A 19940-nucleotide genomic window follows, 5' to 3' on the forward strand; every position below is an offset into this window, starting at 1 on the left:
TTGCCGCTTAAGTACTTAACTAAGTACCTCGAACTTAACCCCCGCAGGCTGGTGTACCCTGAAGAGGACAGCTCTTAATCCTTGCGTTGCTGGAGACGCCGTAGCGATCTCTCGCGCCGAGTATGCTCCCGGCTGAGATCCAGCAAGATTTCCTCGATAAACGCCAAGTGGCGATGCGAGGCTTCACGGGCCTTTTCCGGCTCGCGTGCCACAATCGCCTCAAAAATTCCGGCGCGGTGGCTGCTCACTTTTGCCAACATCTCACGGCGCGAGTAGAGCAATTCAAAGTTCTGACGCACGTTCTGTTCCAGCATCGGCCCCATGCAGCGTAGCAGGTGAAGTAACACAACGTTGTGAGCGGCTTCAGTCACGGCGATTTGATACTGCATGACCGCATCGGCCTCGGCGTCGAGATCGCCGCTGTCTTGAGCCTGTTGAATCACGATGTGGCAATCGCGGATGCGCGCCAGATCTTCATCGGTGCCGCGCAGCGCCGCGTAATAGGCGGCAATGCCTTCCAGCGCGTGACGGGTTTCCAGCAGATCGAACTGTGATTCGGGATGGTCGGCCAGCAGCTCGGCCAGCGGATCGCTGAAGCTCTGCCACAGATTAGTTTGCACGAAGGTGCCGCCGCCCTGACGGCGCAGGAGCAGCCCTTTCGCTTCAAGGCGCTGAATGGCCTCTCTCAGAGAAGGACGGGAGACATCAAATTGTTTCGCCAGCTCGCGCTCCGGAGGCAGTTTTTCGCCTGGGCGCAGTGTCCCCTCGAGGATCAGGTATTCGAGCTGTTGCTCGATAACATCTGACAACTTGGGTTGGCGGATTTTGCTGTAGGCCATGAGTGAATTCTTCTCTGCGAATGGCGCGGAGTCAATTGGTAATACCAATTTCAAAAACGTGACGGTAAAGTAACAAAGTATTCACCTCCTGTCCATACGGGCCTTGATCGAAATCAGGTTACCCGCACATTTTAACACCCCGCTGAAAACCCCGCTGCAAACCGGTAACGCCGTGATGGTATTACCATTTACGCGATGGGTTTGGGATTTAACTTTTACCAAACCTTACGCAAGGCAGAGTGCAAACTTTTTGCCCGAGTTTTATTGCATGGTTATGACGCTTTAATGAATGGCTATTTGGCGAGCAGCGCAACGGCGGTTCGTTCATTATTTGAACGCACCCCACCGTTCAGATCTACGTTATTTTTGCGCATTATGTGATTTGTTGCTTATTTCATGCACTGAATCCCCCCCGCCGTCACACAACCCGCATTTTGTTTCCTAAACTGCTGCAATCTTAATCACTCACACGACAAAGCAGGTGCAAACCGACGCTCATAACATTATTCTCTGCCAAACGGTAGCGGCGCCGTGGAATTAATAGCTATAACGCCGTAAATAAAACAAAACACACATCGTAACCACTGCTTTACAGGCAGATGGCATTCACAACGACAGAGGGTTAGATTGATGGATGGTCAACAGCAGGGTGACCAGCTGAAACGCGGCCTGAAAAACCGCCATATTCAGCTCATCGCCTTAGGTGGCGCAATCGGTACCGGGTTATTTCTCGGTATCGCTCAAACAATAAAAATGGCCGGCCCGTCAGTGCTTCTCGGCTACGCCATCGGCGGCTTCATCGCGTTTCTGATCATGCGCCAGCTGGGGGAAATGGTGGTGGAAGAGCCGGTCGCCGGTTCCTTCAGCCACTTCGCCTACAAATACTGGGGTAACTTCGCCGGCTTCGCCTCCGGCTGGAACTACTGGGTGCTGTATGTCCTGGTGGCGATGGCGGAGCTGACCGCGGTCGGCATCTACGTGCAGTACTGGTGGCCGGAGATCCCGACCTGGGTCTCCGCCGCGGTATTCTTCCTGGCGATCAACGCCATCAACCTCGCCAACGTTAAAGTTTACGGCGAGATGGAGTTCTGGTTCGCCATCATCAAGGTGGTGGCGATTATCGGCATGATCGTGTTCGGCGCCTACCTGCTGTTCAGCGGCATGGGCGGCCCGGAAGCCACCGTCACCAACCTGTGGGCGCAGGGCGGGTTCTTCCCGAACGGCGTCATGGGCCTGGTGATGGCGATGGCGGTGATCATGTTCTCCTTCGGCGGCCTCGAACTGGTTGGCATCACCGCCGCCGAAGCCGACAACCCGCAAAAGAGCATTCCGAAAGCCACCAATCAGGTGATCTACCGCATCCTGATCTTCTATATCGGTTCGCTGGCCATTCTGCTGTCGCTGTACCCGTGGGGCAAAGTGGTCGAAGGCGGCAGCCCGTTCGTGCTGATCTTCCACGCGCTGAACAGCAACCTGGTGGCGACCGTGCTGAACGTCGTGGTGCTCACCGCCGCGCTGTCGGTGTACAACAGCTGCGTCTACTGCAACAGCCGCATGCTGTACGGTCTGGCGCAGCAGGGCAACGGCCCGAAAAGCCTGCTGAAGGTCGACGGCCGCGGCGTGCCGGTGGTGGCCATCGGCATCTCCGCCCTCGCCACCGCGCTGTGCGTGCTGATTAACTACCTGATCCCGGGCCGTGCCTTCGAACTGCTGATGGCGTTGGTGGTATCGGCGTTGGTGATCAACTGGGCGATGATCAGCCTGGCGCACCTGAAGTTCCGCGCCGCCAAAAACCGCGAAGGCGTGGTGCCGAAGTTCAAAGCGTTCTGGTACCCGTTCAGCAACTACCTGTGCCTGCTGTTCATGGCCGGCATCCTGGTGATCATGTACCTGACGCCGGGCATTCAAATCTCGGTGCTGCTGATCCCGGTATGGGTGGCGATCCTGGCCGTCGGTTACGCCATCAAACAGCGCAGCCAACGCGTCGACGGCGTCACCAGCCGTTGAATCCCGTGACCGCGCAATAAAATGGCCCGCAGATGCGGGCCATTTTTTCGTCTGAACGCCGCTTACTTGCGCAGCGCTTTCACCTGCTCGGCGGTGACGTCCGCCGGCAAACCGCCCCAGGTCACCCGCAGGTAATTTACCAGTTCCGCCACGTCGGCATCGCTCAGACGCTCGCCGAAGCCCGGCATGCTCTGCATGCTTTCACCGTTCGGGAACTGCTGGGCCGGCAGGCCGTCCAGCACCGACACGATCAGGTTCTTGCCGTCCGCCTGGCGCAGCGTGGCGTTATCGCGCATCGCCGGTGCGACGTGCGGTTTGCCTTCGCCTTCGCGCGCATGACAGCCGGCGCACTGATCCAGATAGGTCATGCGCCCGGCATCGCTGCCCTGCCCCATTTTCACCGGCACCGCCGCTGGCGGCTGCTCGCCCATCAGATACAGCGCCAGCGCCTGATGGTCTTCTGGCGTCAAATGACGGGTGCTGAGATCCACCACCATATGCATCTCACTGAAGGCCGAACCCTGCGGCGCGAGGCCGGTGCCGAGGAAGCGGCTGACGTCCTGCGGCGTCCAGCCGCGCTGCGCCAGTCCGTGCGGCGTAATGTCCGGCGCCATGAAGCGGCCGAGATCGCCGCCCTGCATCGGCTTGCCGAGATCCATCTGCCCCAGCGCGCCGCGCGGCGTGTGGCATTCGCCACAGTGGCCCAGCACGTCGGCCAGATAGCGGCCGCGCTGCCATTGCGACGAGCTGCCCTGTGAGCTGGCCGGCAGCGGATCCTGGCTGCGGAACAGCAGGTTCCAGCCGATCAGCGCCATGCGCTGGTTGAACGGGAACGGCATCTCGTTGGCCGGAATGGCCACGTCCACCGCCGGGCGCGTCATCAGGTAAGCGTAGATGTCGTCGGCGTCCTGACGCGACATGCCCTTGTACGAGGTGTAAGGCATCGCCGGGTACAGGTGCCGTCCGCCCGGCGCCACGCCCTGCGTCAGCGCCAGGAAGAAGTCGTCCTTGCTCCAGCGCCCGATGCCGTGGTCGGCCGACGGCGTCAGGTTGCTGCCGTAAATCGTGCCGAACGGCGTGTCCAGCGGATAGCCGCCGGCCAACGGCGCCCCGCCGCTGGCGGTATGGCAGGCGGCGCAGTCGGCGGCCTGCGCCAGATAGCGGCCGCGCGCGATCTGTTCGGCGCTGGCGGTCACCTGCTGCACCGGGCCGTCGTAACGGCGGTTTTCCCGCCACCACAGCAGCGCAATCACCACGATCGCCACCAGCACAATCAACACTGCGAGACGTTTTTTCATTGCGCCGTCTCCTTCAGCAGGCCCGGCGTTTTCAGCACCACGTCGCGCACCGCTTCGTAGTAGCGCACGTAGCCGGTGCAGCGGCAGATGTGGCTGTCCAGCGCCTGCTCGATGGCGTTTTCCAGCTGTTCGCGGGCGATCGGCTCACGCTTGAGCTTTTCCACGAAAATGGTGGCGGCGTTGACGAAGCCCGGCGTGCAGTAGCCGCACTGGAAGCTGTAGTGCTCCAGAAACGCCTGCTGGATCGGCGACAGTTCAACCACCTCGCCCTGCTCGTCCACCTTGGCATGGCCTTCGACGGTACGCACTTTCTTGCCGTTGAAGAAATGCGCGCCGGTGATGCAGGTGCGCACCTCTTCGCTAGTGCCGCTCGGGTGATCGACGATCGCCACGCAGGCGTGGCAAATGCCCTGCCCGCAGCCGAGGCGCGAACCGGTCAGGTCAAGGTACTCGTGCAGGAAATCGATCATCATCAAGCCTTCCGGCACCTCGATCGGGCCGTATTGCTTCTCGTTGATGGTCAGGGAGATCGGCTGGGTTTTAATGCTCATTGTAATACCTCACGAATATTTTCTGCACGAACGGGCAAATCACGGAAACGGTGGCCGGTGGCGTCGGCGATGGCGTTGACCAGCGCGGCCACGATCGGGATCATCACCACCTCCGCCATGCCTTTCGGCGGATCGGTTTCCGACAGCGCCGGCAGGATGTCGCCGCTCTGCTTCCACACCGCCACGTCGCTAGCGCGCGGCAGGTGGTAACGGTTGAAGTTCCAGGTGCCGTTGCCCGGGCCGTCTTCGTACAGCGGTAAATATTCGTGCAGCGCATGGCCGATCCCCATCGCCAGCCCGCCCTGCAGTTGGCCGGAAACCAGTTCCGGCACGATCAGGTTGCCACACTCCATGATCGAGTGGTGATTCAGCAATTCCACCTGGCCGGTGGCGATATCCACCGCCACTTCCGCCAGCGTGCCAACGGCGCTGTAGTAGGTCACCGCCGCATTGTTGCGCTGGGTCGGCGGATAATAGACCTGCCCGCGCGCCAGCGGTTTGAATTCGCCGCCGGCGTTGCGCAGAGCCATGCCGTCGACCGGCAGGCGCTCGCTTTTGCCGTTCAACGTGAAATCGGCCTCCGCCCACTGCCAGCGGTTGAACACGTGCACCGCAGCGCCGGTGACGCCGCCCATCTGATAAGCCGTCTTGGCCAACAGCGCGAGGCTCAGCACCGACATGCCCGCCGCCGTCAGGCCGCCTTCGACCCAACGCGCATCTTCACGCCGCACCACCAGCGGCGCCGCCTGGCCGCCGCCGATACCGGCCTGCCACAGCGCCATCGCCGCCGGCCACAGGCCGTGATCGAAGATCAGGCGCGCCGCTTCGCGGGTGCTGTGCGAGAAGTAATAGGCCGAATTGCTGGCGCTCGACGGCGAACAGTAGCTCGGCGTCCAGTTGGGGTTGGTTTGCAGCTTGTCCTGCTCTTCTTGCGACATCAGGTAAGGATCGCCGCTGGTGACCATCGGCAGTACCGACCAGTCGGTGACCGAGAAGTGCGCTTCGTCGGCCGGTTTGCCCAGCCACTGCGCGCACAGTACCGACTGCGAGGTCGACATGCCGGTGCCCATCTCCGCGCCGCTGTGATGCAGGGTGATGCGCCCGTCTTCGCTCAGCTCCACCCGGGCGAACGAGGTTTCCGCCCCGGTGCCGAAGTCTTTCTGCACGCAGCCGAAGCCAACGCCATAGCGCTTGCCGGGATAGCGGCTCTCAAACTCGGCCTTGCGTTCGGCGCGCTTGAGCCACATCTCATGCTTCGCCGCCTTCACCAGCACTTCATCGGCGCGGATCGCACCGGCCGGGATCGCCCCTTGGGTGTTTTTCATGCCGGATTTCAGCACGTTGCGCAGGCGGAACTCGATCGGGTCGATCTTCAGCTCGGCGGCCAGCTCATCCACCATCATCTCGGTGGCGGCCATGCTCTGCAGCGTGCCGTAACCGCGCGCCGATCCGGCGTCGATGGCGCGTGAGGCCAGCCCGACCGACGACAGATCGCTTTTCGGGAAGTAGTAAATCGACTGGGCGGCGGTCGCGCCAACCATCACCACCGAAGGGGTAAAGTTGCTGCGGCCGCCGCCGTCCGCCGTCATGTCACCGAGGAACGACTGCATAACGCCGGTCTGGCGATTCACCGCGATGCGATAGTTCATGTCGAACGCGTGGCGCTTCAGCGCCGTCTGGAACTGCTCGAAGCGGTCATTGGCCAGGCGCACCGGGTGGCCGTCGCCGTACATCGCCGCCACTGCGCCGTAATAGGGGAAGTTGTAGTGATCTTTCGAGCCGTAGCCCACGGTGTAGCACGGGTGCAGGATCAGCTGTTTCACCGGCGGGTTGCGCTTGGCCAGCATGCGCGGCATCTCGTCGGCCACTTCCTGCGGCGACTGGGTCGGCACCACCAGATGCAGGGTTTGCGTCTGCGCGTCGAACCAGCCGTTGGCGTTGTCCGGCTCCAGCGCCGAGGTATCGATCGACTGCGTGGTGTAGCGGCGTGACATCACCAGCCAGTCGGCCGGCGGGTTGGCCATCTCGTCGGCGATCTGGCCCGCATAGCGCATGCCTTCCTGATCCAGCTTGCCGCCCTCGCGCCCTTCCGGCCACACCGGCAGGTGCTTTTTCATCGATACCGGGAAGATTGGCGTGTCCTTCAGGCTGGAGAAGCGATCGTCGTCGAACGGTTGATCGCCCCCCACCCGCACATAGCGGAAGCTGCCCCAGGGATCGCGCTCCAGCGGGCCGGTGACCGCGCCGAATTTGATGGTCTCTTCACGGAATTTCAGCTTGTCCTTGGCAAAGCGGAATCGGGCGAAGTCGTGATAGATCAGGATCGCCACCGCCTGGCCGAGGTAGGCCGGGGTTTTGCCGCTCGGCAGCAGCATGTCGTCACCGTAGAACGCCGGGAAGGCCAGGCCATCGCGCGCCAGATCTTCCGCCGTCACCAGGCGATCCGGCTGCAGGTCGTCCCCCAACAGCGACAGATCGACCCCTTCGAACAGCCGGTCGGCTTTGGTGACGCGCAGAATGAAGGCGTGCGCCTGTTTCTGCGGCCAGTGCGGCATGTCCACCGCGCGGATATCGCGCGCGAACACCTTCTGCCCCATGACCTTGGCGCGGCCATCGATGCGGAAACGGACGCGTTTGGTCTGCGGATCCCAGTTGGGCGACTGGAGGATTTTTTGCTCGAACAGCGCGGCGTAGGCGCGGCTGTACAGGGGGGCGAGATACACAGACACCCCCGCAATCACGGCGCTTTTGATAAAGCGGCGCCGCGACGGGTTGAAATTGCTCATAAATAAGTCCTTCACGTCTTTCTTGTAATTGGTTTTTGTTCGCGGTGTTGTTGCGCAAACGCTGACGACCTTGCCGTAGACGTCATAAGCATATGCTTATAACTAAAATTATGTGATGATTAACAGGCTGTTTTCAACAAAAAAACATTTGCAAAACACAGGTAGTTTGTAGGCTAATAAATAATTTGCGCAAACGCGGACTTCAAGCATGACCACGGGCATTGTCATTACCGCCGCCGGACGCGGGGAGCGCTTTATCCAGGCCGGCGGCCAGGGCAACAAATTGAACGCCGGATTCGCCGATGCAGCGGGCGAGCAGCGATCGCTGTTCGAACACACTCTGCGCCAGGCGCTGGCTTCCGGCCTGCCGGTACAGGTGGTAACCCGGCCGGATAATCTGCCGGTGCTGGCAGCCTGCGCCGCCAAGCAAGTGCCGGTCACCCTGCTCGCCAGCGCGGGCCTCGGCGACTCGATCGCCGCGGGCGTTGCGGCCACGCCGCACTGGCAGGGCTGGCTGATCCACCTGGCCGATATGCCGTTCGTCGGCGCCGACGTTTTCCGACAGGTGGCGGATGCCTTACGGCAGCACTCGATCGTGCGCCCCTGCTATGCGCAACAGCCCGGTCACCCGGTCGGCTTTTCCGCCCGATTGCGCAAACCGCTTTGCCAACTGCGCGGCGATAATGGCGCGCGTGAACTGCTGCAAGGCGCGGCGGTACACCTGCTGCCGCTTGAGTACCCCGGCGTCGTGCAGGATATTGATCTTCCATCGCAACTCCCGGCCAGCGAGTAAACTCACCTATGCAACATCTTGATGTCACCGTGGTCAGCCAGGCGATAAGCTGGCTGCAGCAACAGCCGGTCTGGTTATGCACCGTGCTCAGTACCTACGGCTCTTCGCCGCGGTCGCCGGGCGCGTTGATGGCCGCGACCCGAGACGGCCGCTACAGCGGTTCATTGTCGGGCGGGTGCGTGGAGGAGGACTTTCTACGGCGCGTAGCCGCCGGGGAGTATCAGGCGCCCAGCCAGGTGATCCGTTATGGCGAAGGCGGCATGACGCCCAACGTGGCGCTGCCCTGCGGCGGCGTGCTGGACGTGCTGATCGAGTATCTGCCGGCGGGAGAAGCCAGCGTCGCTTATCTGCAACGCATCGCCGGCGCGCTGGAAGGGCATCACGCGTTGATCAAACGCCTGACGCTGCCCCACGCCTGCCACAGCCTTGAGCAGAGCCACTTCACCAGCGCCACCCAGGTCGAACGCCGGCTCGAGCAGATCACCCTGCACATCGCGGCCGCGCCACGCCTGCTGATCGCCGGGTTGTCCAGCGTGGCGCTGTACTGCGCCGACTTCGCCGTGGCGCTGGGGTTTGAGGTGCTGGTGTGCGAGAGCCGCCCGGAGGCGCTGGATAACTTCGCCGCCGAGCTGAAACCGGGCGTGACGCTGCTGCGCCAGTTTCCGGCCAAGTTCATTGAGGACGGCGGTTGCCACGCCAATACCGCCGTCGTGGCGCTGACCCACGATCCGCGCATGGACGACCTGACGCTGATGGAAGCGATCCACACCCCGGCGTTTTACATCGGCGCCATGGGCTCGCTCAGAAACAGCGCGCGGCGGCGCCAGCGTTTGCAGCAGATTGCCGAATTCACGCCGCAGGAGCTGGAACGCATTCATGCGCCGATCGGCCTGCCGCTGGGCAGCAAAACCCCGGCGGAGATCGCCCTGGCAGTGATGGCGGCGATCGTGCAGCAGAAAAACCGGCGGCCGGCCGCCGACGGGATCAGTGCAACGGCACCACCGGCACCAGATGCTGCAGCTCCAGATACAGCTCCTCTTTCCCGCTCAGCGAATAGCTGAACACCGTCATGTCCGGCCCGTCACCGCGGGCCAGCCCCATTTCGGGTAGCACCTGCGTGTAAATTTTAATGATGTGGTCGTTGAGCGCCACCGGCTTGCCGGAATAGCGAAAACGGCAAAACTCGCCGTGGATCTCCGGCAGCGGCTCCAGCGCCACGCCTTCGCGCAGCGGGTAGTCCGTCGTCACGCCCAGGGTATAGTCGACCCTGACCCGCTCGCCGTCCGGCACCAGTTGGGTAAACGAATAGGTTTGTGCCGGGCGCTCGCCCAACAAGGTGTAGAACTGCGCCCGAAGCGCGCTGCGCTGCGGCAGGTGCGACTTGTCCAGCTTCTCGATATCCAGATGGTACGCGTAATGTTTGCCGTGAAAGGCATATTGCCCTCTGGCGATGCTGACGCGTTCGACCTGAATATCGCCGGGCTGGCTGGCCGCCAGCGAACGCACCAGATTGCTGAAGTCCTGCTTGCGGGCATGGCGATACACGCTGGGCGATTCGGCGAAGTGCTTTTTGAAACAGCGCGAGAATGTCTGCTGATTATCGAATTGATATTCAACCGAAATGTCTAGAATGCTCTTCTGCGTGAAGCGCAAGGCGAAGGCGGCGAGGTAGAGGCGGCGAGCGCGGATATACGAGGCTAACGATAATCCGGTCTGCTTTTTGAACATGCGCTGCAGGTACCATTTCGTGTAGCCTGACTTGGCAGAAACGATATCCAACGACAGCGGATTGGTCAGGTTATCTTCAATCCAGACCAGCAATTCCTTGATGTGACTTTCCTGCGTTCCCATGTGCTTGCCGAACCTTCTGTTGCCGATATTCCATTAGTCGAATTTTAGTGCTACCCGCGTAGGGTATACAGGTTAAAACTCGACGTCCAGCAAGCTACAGGACTTTACACACTCCCCTTCACCGCCCGCGGGCGGCGAAGGGGGCAGCGATTATTTCAGACAGCTGGAGCACTGACCGGCCTGAATCTTCTGGAAGAAGTCATTGCCTTTGTCATCCACCAGGATAAACGCCGGGAAATCTTCCACTTCGATTTTCCAGATCGCTTCCATGCCCAGCTCAGGGTACTCCACGCACTCCAGGCTCTTGATGCTCTGCTGCGCCAGCACCGCCGCCGGGCCGCCGATGCTGCCGAGGTAAAAGCCGCCGTGCTTGTGGCAGGCATCCGTCACCTGCTGGCTGCGGTTGCCTTTCGCCAGCATGATCATGCTGCCGCCGTGGGATTGCAGCAGATCGACGTAGGAGTCCATACGCCCGGCGGTGGTCGGCCCCAAGGAACCGGACGCATAGCCTTCCGGCGTTTTGGCCGGGCCGGCGTAGTAGATCGGGTGATCCTTGACGTACTGCGGCAAGCCTTCACCGCGATCCAGGCGCTCTTTCAGCTTGGCGTGCGCGATATCGCGGCCGACGATGATGGTGCCGCTCAGCGACAGGCGGGTGGAAACCGGGTACTGCGACAGCTGTTTGAGGATCTCGGCCATTGGACGGTTGAGATCGACTTTGATCGCCTCGCCTTCCCCGGCCTGGCGCAGCTCCTGAGGAATGAATTTACCCGGATTGTGCTCCAGTTTTTCCAGCCAGATGCCGTCGCGGTTAATCTTGCCTTTGATGTTGCGGTCTGCCGAGCAGGAAACGCCCATGCCGACCGGGCAGGACGCGCCGTGGCGCGGCAGGCGCACCACGCGGATATCGTGCGCGAAGTATTTGCCGCCGAACTGCGCGCCCAGCCCCAGGTTCTGCGCTTCTTGCAGCAATTCCGCTTCGAGTTCCAGATCGCGGAACGCCTGACCATGCTCGTTGCCTTCGGTCGGCAGGCCATCGTAATACTTGGTCGAGGCCAGTTTGACAGTTTTCAGCGTCGCTTCCGCCGAGGTGCCGCCGATGACGAACGCCACGTGGTACGGCGGGCAGGCCGCAGTGCCCAGCGTGCGCATCTTGTCGACCAGGTAGTTTTTCAGCTTGCCCGGCGACAGCAGCGCCTTGGTTTCCTGATACAGATAGGTTTTGTTGGCAGAACCACCGCCCTTGGCGATGCACAGGAATTTGTATTCTTCGCCGTCCACGCTGTAGAGATCGATCTGCGCCGGCAGGTTGCTGCCGGTATTGACCTCTTTGTACATATCCAGCGCGGCGTTCTGCGAATAGCGCAGGTTCTCTTCGATGTAGGTGTTGTACACCCCGCGCGACAGCGCTTCTTCATCGCCGCCGCCGGTCCAGACGCGCTGGCCCTTTTTGCCGACGATGATCGCCGTGCCGGTATCCTGGCAGGTCGGTAAAATACCCTTGGCGGCGATTTCTGAGTTACGCAGAAATTGCAGCGCAACGTACTTGTCGTTTTCGCTGGCGTCCGGATCGTCGAGGATATCGGCCACCTGCTGTTGATGCGCCGGGCGCAGCATGAACGAGGCGTCGTGGAACGCATGCTGGGCAAGCAGGGTTAACGCTTCAGGGGCAACTTTCAGTATTTCCTGGCCTTCAAACTCGCTCACGGAAACGTGGTCGCGGCTCAGCAGATAATATTCGGTATCGTCTTTCTTCAGCGGGAACGGATCTTGATAGTGGAACGGTTTATTCGACATTGATCTCTCACTTGCAACATCAGCTGCGTTAAATTCACACTTGTGGCGCGCGAGGCGGCGCCTTGTCAAAAAACTGCCTCCACCTTACGTATTTTTAATCAGTCAGTTATTGCGCCAAATCGCAAAATAACCGCTCTTTGCGTAAGGGATTACCACAGGCGGCGTTTCAACCTTGCTCGGTGAGAACTGCGGGTACAGGCTCATCATGCACGCTTTATTATCCCGCAGTTAACACATTGATTACAATCCATCGACGGCGATCGCTTTATCAATGTGGCGAAAAAACGCGGATGCGGATTTGCGTCGGAGCATATTGTCAGCCGCCGTGCCATTGCTTAAGCTAGCCGCAATGAACAAACCAAGAATCCCCATCGCGCTGCAACAAGCGGTGATGCGCTGCCTGCGAGAAAAGCTGCAGTTGGCACGCCAGCATTTTGCCGTCGAGTTCCCCGAACCCAGCATCGTCTATCAGCAACGCGGCACCAGCGCGGGCACCGCCTGGCTGCAAAGCTGGGAAATCCGTCTGAACCCGGTGCTGCTGCTGGAAAACCAACAGCCGTTTATCGATGAGGTGGTGCCGCATGAGTTGGCGCACCTGCTGGTGTTTCGCCAATTCGGCCGTGTGGCGCCGCACGGCCGCGAATGGCGCTGGATGATGGAAAGCGTGCTACTGACCCCCGCCAGCCGCACTCACCGTTTCGAAACCGCCTCGGTGCAAAGCAAAACCTTCCCCTACCGCTGCGGCTGCGGGCAGCACCAGCTCACCATTCGCCGCCATAACCGCGTGCTGCGCGGCGAAAGTGAATACCGCTGCCGCCGGTGCGGCGAAAAACTGAAATTTCTTGCTAGCGAGAACCTTTAGTTAAACGATTTATACGTTAAAACAAGCAAATATCGCCATTTGCCACTGCCGGCAAGTTCCGTTACCCTGCCTGCTTTTCCAATTTTGAGCTGTTTTGGAATATGCTTCGCAGAATTTTGTTTATGGCGGTTTTCGCCGCAGGCGCCGTACAGGCGCACGGCATCAATAACTTCTCTCAGGCCAAAGCGGCGGCGGTCAAGATTAATCAGGATGCGCCGGGCAGCTTTTACTGCGGCTGCCGCATCGACTGGCAGGGCAAGAAGGGCATCCCGGATCTCGCCGGCTGCGGCTATCAGGTGCGTAAAAACGTCCAGCGCGCACAGCGCATCGAATGGGAACACGTAGTGCCGGCCTGGCAGTTCGGTCACCAGCTGCAGTGCTGGCAGGACGGCGGGCGCAAAAATTGCAACAAGGACGCCACCTATCGCCAGATAGAAACCGATCTGCACAACCTGCAGCCGGCGATCGGCGAAGTGAACGGCGACCGCAACAACTTCATGTACAGCCAATGGAACGGCGGTGCAGGCCAGTACGGGCAATGCCCAATGAAGGTGGACTTCAAGAATAAACAGGCGGAGCCGCCCGCCCGCGCCCGCGGCGCCATTGCCCGCACCTACTTCTACATGCGCGATCGCTACCAGCTGCGGCTGTCACGCCAGCAAACCCAGCTGTTCGAGGTGTGGAACCGGCAATATCCGGTGAGCCAATGGGAATGTCAGCGTGAAGCACGTATCGCCAAGGTGCAGGGCAACCACAACCCCTATATTCAACAGGCTTGTCAGCAGCGGAAAAGCTAACCTACTATAGCCTTTATCTTTCATGGCGCCGCCAACCCGCGGCGCCGTTTCGTCAGGATCAGACTACCCATGCGCATACCCCGCATTTACCATCCGCAGCCGTTGACCGATCGGGCGGAGATCGCCCTCAGCGAGGACGCCGCCAACCACGTCGGGCGCGTGCTGCGCATGAGCGCCGGCCAGGCGCTGCAGCTGTTCGACGGCAGCAACCAGGTGTTCGACGCCGAGATAGTCCGGGTGGACAAAAAGAGCGTGCTGGTGCGCCTCGACGACGGCCGCGTGGAGGACATCGAATCGCCGCTCAACCTGCATCTGGGCCAGGTGATCTCGCGCGGCGAGAAGATGGAGTTCACCATCCAGAAATCCATCGAGCTGGGCGTCAACGTCATCACCCCGCTGTTTTCCGAGCGCTGCGGCGTCAAGTTGGACGGCGAGCGTCTGGCGAAGAAAATCCAGCAATGGCAAAAGATCGCCATCGCCGCCTGCGAGCAGTGCGGCCGCAACCGCATTCCCGAAATCCGCGAGGCGATGTCGCTGGAGGCCTGGTGCGCCGAGCAGGACGGCAGCCTGAAGCTCAACCTGCATCCGCGCGCCAGCCACAGCATCAACACGCTGCCGCAGCCGGTAGACCGCGTCCGCCTGCTGATCGGCCCGGAAGGCGGTTTGTCCGCCGACGAAATCGCCATGACCACCGACCACGGATTTACTGATATTCTGCTGGGACCACGCGTTCTGCGTACCGAAACCACAGCGCTCACCGCCATTACCGCTCTGCAGGTCCACTTCGGCGACCTGGGTTAAAGGAGAAAAGATGATTAAGCTCGGCATCGTGATGGATCCTATCGATTCCATCAACATCAAGAAAGACACCAGCTTCGCCATGCTGCTCGAAGCACAGCGCCGCGGTTACGAATTGCACTACATGGAGATGAACGATCTCTATCTGCACGCCGGCGACGGGCGCGCCCGTACCCGCCTGCTGAGCGTGAAGGAAGACAAGGAGAGCTGGTTCAGCTTCGGCGCCGAGCAGGATCTGGCGCTGCACGATCTGGACGTGATCCTGATGCGCAAGGATCCGCCGTTCGATACCGAATACATCTACGCGACCTACATTCTGGAACGCGCCGAAGTCAAAGGCACGCTGGTGGTCAACAAGCCGCAAAGCCTGCGCGACTGCAATGAGAAGCTGTTCACCGCCTGGTTCTCGGAACTGACGCCGGATACGCTGGTCAGCCGCAGCGCCGCACACATCCGCAAATTCCACCAGCAGCACGGCGACATCATCCTGAAACCGCTGGACGGCATGGGCGGCGCGTCTATCTTCCGCGTGAAGCAGGACGATCCTAACCTGTCGGTGATCATCGAAACCCTGACCGAACACGGCAGCCGTTTCTGCATGGCGCAGAACTTCCTGCCGGCGATCAAGGACGGCGACAAGCGCATCCTGGTGGTGGACGGCGAGCCGGTGCCTTACTGCCTGGCGCGCATTCCGGCGCAGGGCGAGACCCGCGGCAACCTGGCGGCCGGCGGCCGCGGCGAAGCGCGTCCACTGAGCGAGAGCGACTGGAAAATCGCCCGTACCGTCGCCCCGACGCTGAAAGAGAAAGGGCTGATCTTCGTCGGCCTGGACGTGATCGGCGATCGCCTGACCGAGATCAACGTGACCAGCCCAACCTGCGCACGCGAGATCGAGGCGGCATTCCCTATCTCGATTACCGGCATGCTGATGGACGCGATTGAAAAGCGCCTGGCGGCGAAGTAATGCGTCATGCGGGCGGCATGCCGCCCGCTATCCTGTATCGCGCCCGCCAAAGCGCGCCTTTCGGCAACGGCTTGAAAGGCGGCGGGTATAGCCGCATACTGGCGGCTGTTTATTTTCTCACCCATTGATTACCTTATACTAACGCCATGAATTTACAGCACCATTTTCTGATCGCCATGCCAACGCTGCAGGATCCTCGCTTCAAGCGCTCGGTGATTTACATTTGCGAGCACAATGAAGAAGGCGCCATGGGTTTGGTGATCAATAAACCGGTGGAGCAGTTCACGGTAGCCACGGTGCTGAGCAAGCTGAAGATCATGCCGCCTGCGCGCGATCCGGCCATCAGCCTGGACAAGCCGGTGTTCGCCGGCGGCCCCCTGGCGGACGATCGCGGGTTTATCCTGCATACGCCGCGCCACGGCTTCGGCGCCAGCATTCAAATTTCGCCCAACACCATGATCACCACCTCAAAAGACGTGCTGGAAACGCTCGGCACGCCAGAGCAACCGGACGACGTGCTGGTGGCGCTGGGTTATGCGGGCTGGGAAAAGGGCCAGTTGGAGCAGGAAGTATTGGAAAACGCCTGGCTGACCATCGAAGCCAACACCGACATTTTGTTCCGCACGCCGATCGCCAGCCGCTGGCGCGAGGCGGGGAACCTATTGGGTATCGACATTCGCAGCATCGCCAACCACGCAGGACACGCCTGATGAGCAACCGCACCATTATCGCCTTCGACTTCGGCACCAAAAGCATTGGCGCGGCCATCGGCCAGGAGTTGACCGGCAGCGCCCGCGCCCTGCCGGCCTTCAAAGCGCAGGACGGCTCGCCGGACTGGCTGAAAATTGAAAAACTGCTGAAGGAGTGGCAGCCGGATTTGGTGGTGGTCGGCCTGCCGCTGAACATGGACGGCACCGAACAACCCGTTACCGCCCAGGCGCGCAAGTTCGCCAACCGCCTGCACGGCCGCTTCGGCATCCAGATCGATCTGCATGACGAGCGCCTGAGCACCGTGGAAGCGCGCGCCAACCTGTTCGACCGCGGCGGCTTCCGCGCCCTTGATAAAGGCAGCGTGGATTCCGCCTCCGCGGTAGTGATCCTCGAGAGCTGGTTCGAACGGCAGCTGGGCTAAACACCCGTTCCCTCCCCCGCACAGTCCCCCAACACACCGGCGTCAATCCGCTGCTGCAAACCTTGCTCAAAGGTTTGCATGCCGGACTGTGCGCCGGTTTGCAACACGCTCGCCAACTGATGCGTTTTCCCTTCGCGGATCAGGTTGCTGACCGCCGCCGTCGCCGTCAGCACTTCGAAGATCGCCACGCGTCCGCCGCCGGGCCGCCTCATCAGCTTTTGCGCGATCACCGCCTGCAGACTGCCGGCCAGCTGGGCGCGCACATAGGGTTTTTCTTCCGCCGGAAACACGTCCACTAACCGTTCCACTGCCTGCGACGCGCTGCGGGTGTGCAGCGTCGCCAGCACCAGGTGGCCGGTCTCCGCCGCGGTGAGCGCCAGCCGGATGGTGGTGGTATCGCGCAGCTCGCCCAGCAGGATCACATCCGGATCTTCGCGCAGCGCGGCGCGCAACGCCGCATCAAAGCTGTGGCTGTCGCGGCCGATCTCCCGCTGCTGGATCAGCGATCGCCGGCTGCGGTGCAGGAATTCAATCGGATCCTCCAGCGTCAAAATGTGCCGCTGCTGGTGCCGGTTGATCTCGTCGATCATCGCCGCCAGCGTGGTGGACTTGCCGCTGCCGGTGGCGCCGGTGACCAGGATCAATCCGTCGGCGCGCCGCAGCAGCGCCGGGACGATGGCCGGCGCTGCCAGCTCGGCAAGCGAGGGCGACTGCCCGGCGATGCGCCGCAACGCGAGAGACATCCCCGCGCTTTGCTGAAAAACGTTGGCACGCAGCCGCTCTCCACTCGGCCTGTGCAGCGCCAGATCGACCTGCCCCAGCCGCCGCAGGCTCTCGCGCTGCTGCGCATTCAGCAATCCGTCGCAGAGGGCCTGCACGCCTTGTGCCGTCAGCGTTGGCGCCGCCGCCAGCGGCTGCAGTTCACCGTCGATGCGCAACATCGGCGGATGACCGGCACAAAGGTGCAGATCGGAAGCATTATGCTTTACACTAAGGGCCACGAATTCATCGATATCCATATCACTCTCCCGGGTCAATAATGAGCACTATCCAACAGAACCTGCAGGATGTCAGAAACCGCATCGCGGCCGCCGCGCAAAACTGCGCACGGGCGCCGGAAGAAGTTGCTCTGCTTGCAGTCAGCAAAACCAAACCTGTGGCGGCGATCGAAGAAGCCATCGCCGCCGGCCAGCGCGCCTTCGGCGAGAACTACGTGCAGGAAGGGGTAGACAAGATCCGGCATTTCGCCGAGTCGCCGCAGGGCGGTGAGTTGGTGTGGCACTTTATCGGCCCGCTGCAATCCAATAAGAGTCGGCTGGTGGCGGAACATTTCGCCTGGTGTCATACCGTGGATCGGCTGCGCATCGCCCAGCGCCTGAGCGATCAGCGCCCGGCCGACCTGCCGCCGCTCAACGTGCTGATTCAAATCAACATCAGCGATGAGCAGAGCAAATCCGGCATTGCATTAAGCGAACTGCCAGCGCTGGCCGAGGCGCTCGCTGCGCTGCCGAACCTGACGCTGCGCGGCCTGATGGCCATCCCGGCGCCGGAAGCGGATTACCAGCGGCAGTTGGCGGTATTCAACCAGATGAACGACGCCTTTCTCGCCCTGCGCCAGCGTTATCCGCAGGCCGATACGCTGTCGATGGGCATGACGGACGATATGGCGGCAGCGATTGCCGCAGGCAGCACCCTGGTGCGCATCGGCACCGCAATTTTTGGCGCCCGCGACTACTCGCAGGCCTGACAAACAGACGAGGGATTTGATGCAACATCGCAAGATTACCTTTATCGGCGCCGGCAACATGGCGCGTGCAATCATCGCCGGCCTGGTGGCGGGCGGCTATCCGGCCAAATCCATCAGCGTCTGCGCCCCTTCGGCGAAAAACCGTGACGCGCTGGCGGCGGACTACGGCATCGTCAGCAGCGGCGACAACGTCGCCTGCGCGCGTGAAGCCGAGGTGGTGGTGCTGGCGGTCAAACCGCAGATGATGGCCGACGTGTGTCAGCCGCTGCGCGAACAGGTCGATTTCGGCGGCAAACTGGTGCTGTCGATCGCCGCCGGTATTCAGGTCAGCCGTTTCTATCAGCTGCTCGGCGACCAACTGGACATCGTGCGCATCATGCCCAACACCCCGTCGCTGGTCGGCAAGGGCATGAGCGGGCTGTACGCGCCGGCGCAGGTCAGCCAACAGGATCGCGACTACACCGGCGATTTAATGGCGTCGGTCGGTAAAGTTTGCTGGGTAGATGACGAAAATGGCATCAACGGCGTGATCGCCGCCGCGGGCAGCGCCCCGGCTTATTTCTTCCTGTTTATGGAAGCGATGCAAAAAGAGGCCGAACGCATGGGCTTCGACAGCCAGACCGCGCGCGATCTGGTGCAGCAGGCCGCTTCCGGTGCTGCCGCCTTGGTGGAAGCCAACCCGGATACGCCGCTGGGCACGCTGCGCGAGCAGGTGACTTCCAAAGGCGGCACCACCGCCGAAGCGCTGCGGGTGTTCAACGAACGCCAACTGCCGGAAACCGTGGCGCAAGCAATGCAGGCCGCCGTTTCTCGTGCGCAAGAAATGGAAAAATTATTTTAAATAACCATGAGTTAAGGAGAAGGACCACTTCATGCTAACGCTGACTTTCCTGGTCAAGACCGTTATTGATCTGTACGTGATGGTGCTGTTGCTGCGCATTTGGATGCAATGGACGCGCACCGATTTTTATAACCCGTTCTCGCAGTTTGTGGTGAAGATCACCCAACCGGTGGTCGGCCCGCTGCGCCGCATCATCCCATCGCTGGGGCCTATCGACAGCGCTTCTCTGCTGCTGGCGTTCCTGTTGATGACCATCAAGTACCCGCTGCTGCTACTGATCCAGGGCGGCGCGATATCGCTCAGCCCGTATAACCTGCTGTTCGGCCTGATCTCGCTGGTCAAGTCCGCCGGCTACCTGATCTTCTGGGTGATGATCATTCGTGCGCTGATGAGCTGGGTAAGCCAGGGCCGCAGCCCGATCGACTACGTGATGTACCAGCTGACCGAACCGTTGATGGCGCCGATCCGTCGCATCATTCCGGCGATGGGCGGTATCGACTTTTCCGCCATGGTGGTGATCCTGATCCTCTATCTGATCAACTACCTGGGCATGGATCTGTTCGGCGAGATCTGGTTCCTGCTGTGAGTGCCGTCACTCCGGTGCTGGACGGGCTGGCGATCAGGCTATATATTCAGCCGAAAGCCAGCCGCGACCAAATTATCGGCTTGCATGGCGACGAACTAAAAGTCGCCATCACCGCCCCGCCGGTCGACGGCCAAGCCAACGCCCATTTGATCAAGTTTATCGCCAAGCAGTTCAAAGTGGCGAAAAGCAACGTCACCATCGAGAAAGGCGAACTGGGGCGGCATAAACAGTTACGCATCGTGAATCCGCAACAGATCCCCGCCGTGGTCGCGGCGCTCATCGAATAATTTT

At 61.1% G+C, this 19940-nt stretch carries 20 protein-coding genes; 13 read left to right on the forward strand and 7 right to left on the reverse strand.

The features are described 5' to 3' along the window. Positions 1-74: 74 nt before the first annotated feature. A complete protein-coding gene (gene pdhR / locus ACSJLU_RS20910; protein ID WP_004937490.1) occupies positions 75-839 on the reverse strand; it encodes a pyruvate dehydrogenase complex transcriptional repressor PdhR in 765 nt (254 codons plus the stop codon). A 630-nt stretch (positions 840-1469) separates the two neighbouring features. Here pdhR and ACSJLU_RS20915 point away from each other — a divergent pair. After that, complete coding sequence (locus ACSJLU_RS20915) at positions 1470-2846, forward strand: amino acid permease (RefSeq protein ID WP_025304234.1); 1377 nt, start codon at positions 1470-1472, stop codon at positions 2844-2846. Between the two features lie 62 nt (positions 2847-2908). Here ACSJLU_RS20915 and ACSJLU_RS20920 read toward each other — a convergent pair whose 3' ends face one another. The 3 genes from ACSJLU_RS20920 to ACSJLU_RS20930 are packed head-to-tail and all read right to left on the reverse strand — an operon-like array spanning position 2909 to position 7481. Next, on the reverse strand, positions 2909-4144 hold the full coding sequence (locus ACSJLU_RS20920) for a c-type cytochrome (protein WP_060448065.1): 1236 nt from the start codon (positions 4142-4144) through the stop codon (positions 2909-2911). Next, positions 4141-4695 (reverse strand): (2Fe-2S)-binding protein, encoded by a 555-nt coding sequence (locus ACSJLU_RS20925; protein WP_025304236.1) that lies wholly within the window; start codon positions 4693-4695, stop codon positions 4141-4143. Before ACSJLU_RS20925 ends, ACSJLU_RS20920 begins: the two co-directional genes overlap by 4 nt. Continuing rightward, a complete protein-coding gene (locus ACSJLU_RS20930; protein ID WP_380826962.1) occupies positions 4692-7481 on the reverse strand; it encodes a xanthine dehydrogenase family protein molybdopterin-binding subunit in 2790 nt (929 codons plus the stop codon). The genes ACSJLU_RS20925 and ACSJLU_RS20930 overlap by 4 nt, the downstream gene beginning before the upstream one ends. Positions 7482-7689: 208 nt before the next feature. On the opposite strand from ACSJLU_RS20930, the gene ACSJLU_RS20935 reads away from it, so the two are divergent. Both ACSJLU_RS20935 and ACSJLU_RS20940 read left to right on the forward strand, forming a co-directional pair. After that, positions 7690-8274 (forward strand): nucleotidyltransferase family protein, encoded by a 585-nt coding sequence (locus ACSJLU_RS20935; RefSeq protein WP_380826960.1) that lies wholly within the window; start codon positions 7690-7692, stop codon positions 8272-8274. An 8-nt stretch (positions 8275-8282) separates the two neighbouring features. Next, positions 8283-9335: an XdhC family protein gene (locus tag ACSJLU_RS20940; protein ID WP_043141323.1), complete on the forward strand. Its 1053-nt coding sequence runs from the start codon at positions 8283-8285 to the stop codon at positions 9333-9335. Here the strand turns inward: ACSJLU_RS20940 and ACSJLU_RS20945 are convergent. Both ACSJLU_RS20945 and fumA read right to left on the reverse strand, forming a co-directional pair. Next, a complete protein-coding gene (locus tag ACSJLU_RS20945; RefSeq protein ID WP_043141326.1) occupies positions 9259-10125 on the reverse strand; it encodes a helix-turn-helix domain-containing protein in 867 nt (288 codons plus the stop codon). The two genes, ACSJLU_RS20940 and ACSJLU_RS20945, sit on opposite strands and share 77 nt — an antisense overlap. Positions 10126-10275: 150 nt before the next feature. Beyond that, on the reverse strand, positions 10276-11922 hold the full coding sequence (gene fumA, locus ACSJLU_RS20950) for a class I fumarate hydratase FumA (protein WP_025304241.1): 1647 nt from the start codon (positions 11920-11922) through the stop codon (positions 10276-10278). A gap of 349 nt (positions 11923-12271) precedes the next feature. Between fumA and ACSJLU_RS20955 the strand changes: the two genes are divergently transcribed. From ACSJLU_RS20955 to ruvX, 6 genes are all read left to right on the forward strand, one after another. Continuing rightward, complete coding sequence (locus ACSJLU_RS20955) at positions 12272-12784, forward strand: SprT family zinc-dependent metalloprotease (protein WP_004937462.1); 513 nt, start codon at positions 12272-12274, stop codon at positions 12782-12784. A 101-nt stretch (positions 12785-12885) separates the two neighbouring features. Further along, positions 12886-13581, forward strand: a complete 696-nt coding sequence (gene endA, locus ACSJLU_RS20960; protein WP_193402431.1) for a deoxyribonuclease I — start codon at positions 12886-12888, stop codon at positions 13579-13581. Positions 13582-13650: 69 nt separating this feature from the next. Then, positions 13651-14382 carry a 16S rRNA (uracil(1498)-N(3))-methyltransferase gene (gene rsmE, locus ACSJLU_RS20965; protein WP_380826954.1) on the forward strand — a complete coding sequence of 244 codons (732 nt, stop codon included), beginning with the start codon at positions 13651-13653 and terminating at the stop codon, positions 14380-14382. A 10-nt stretch (positions 14383-14392) separates the two neighbouring features. After that, positions 14393-15343 (forward strand): glutathione synthase, encoded by a 951-nt coding sequence (gene gshB, locus ACSJLU_RS20970; protein ID WP_043141334.1) that lies wholly within the window; start codon positions 14393-14395, stop codon positions 15341-15343. Between the two features lie 146 nt (positions 15344-15489). Continuing rightward, positions 15490-16053: a YqgE/AlgH family protein gene (locus ACSJLU_RS20975; protein WP_004937452.1), complete on the forward strand. Its 564-nt coding sequence runs from the start codon at positions 15490-15492 to the stop codon at positions 16051-16053. Beyond that, positions 16053-16475 (forward strand): Holliday junction resolvase RuvX, encoded by a 423-nt coding sequence (ruvX, locus tag ACSJLU_RS20980; protein WP_025304246.1) that lies wholly within the window; start codon positions 16053-16055, stop codon positions 16473-16475. Before ACSJLU_RS20975 ends, ruvX begins: the two co-directional genes overlap by 1 nt. On the opposite strand, the gene ACSJLU_RS20985 is transcribed toward ruvX, so the two are convergent. Next, the gene (locus tag ACSJLU_RS20985) at positions 16472-17494 is read right to left on the reverse strand and encodes a type IV pilus twitching motility protein PilT (RefSeq protein WP_380826950.1); all 1023 of its coding nucleotides are present in this window, start codon (positions 17492-17494) and stop codon (positions 16472-16474) included. The two genes, ruvX and ACSJLU_RS20985, sit on opposite strands and share 4 nt — an antisense overlap. A 20-nt stretch (positions 17495-17514) precedes the next feature. Here ACSJLU_RS20985 and ACSJLU_RS20990 point away from each other — a divergent pair, with 20 nt between their 5' ends. From ACSJLU_RS20990 to yggU, 4 genes are read left to right on the forward strand one after another with little or no spacing between them, the layout of a single operon-like run. Then, positions 17515-18222 (forward strand): YggS family pyridoxal phosphate-dependent enzyme, encoded by a 708-nt coding sequence (locus tag ACSJLU_RS20990; protein WP_025304248.1) that lies wholly within the window; start codon positions 17515-17517, stop codon positions 18220-18222. A gap of 19 nt (positions 18223-18241) precedes the next feature. Next, a complete protein-coding gene (proC, locus tag ACSJLU_RS20995; RefSeq protein WP_025304249.1) occupies positions 18242-19063 on the forward strand; it encodes a pyrroline-5-carboxylate reductase in 822 nt (273 codons plus the stop codon). Positions 19064-19094: 31 nt separating this feature from the next. After that, positions 19095-19649: a YggT family protein gene (locus ACSJLU_RS21000; protein WP_025304250.1), complete on the forward strand. Its 555-nt coding sequence runs from the start codon at positions 19095-19097 to the stop codon at positions 19647-19649. After that, positions 19646-19936: a DUF167 family protein YggU gene (yggU, locus tag ACSJLU_RS21005; RefSeq protein WP_004948014.1), complete on the forward strand. Its 291-nt coding sequence runs from the start codon at positions 19646-19648 to the stop codon at positions 19934-19936. Before ACSJLU_RS21000 ends, yggU begins: the two co-directional genes overlap by 4 nt. Positions 19937-19940 lie beyond the last annotated feature (4 nt).

The sequence above is a fragment of the Serratia bockelmannii genome, from assembly GCF_051803255.1.
Classification (GTDB): domain Bacteria; phylum Pseudomonadota; class Gammaproteobacteria; order Enterobacterales; family Enterobacteriaceae; genus Serratia; species Serratia bockelmannii.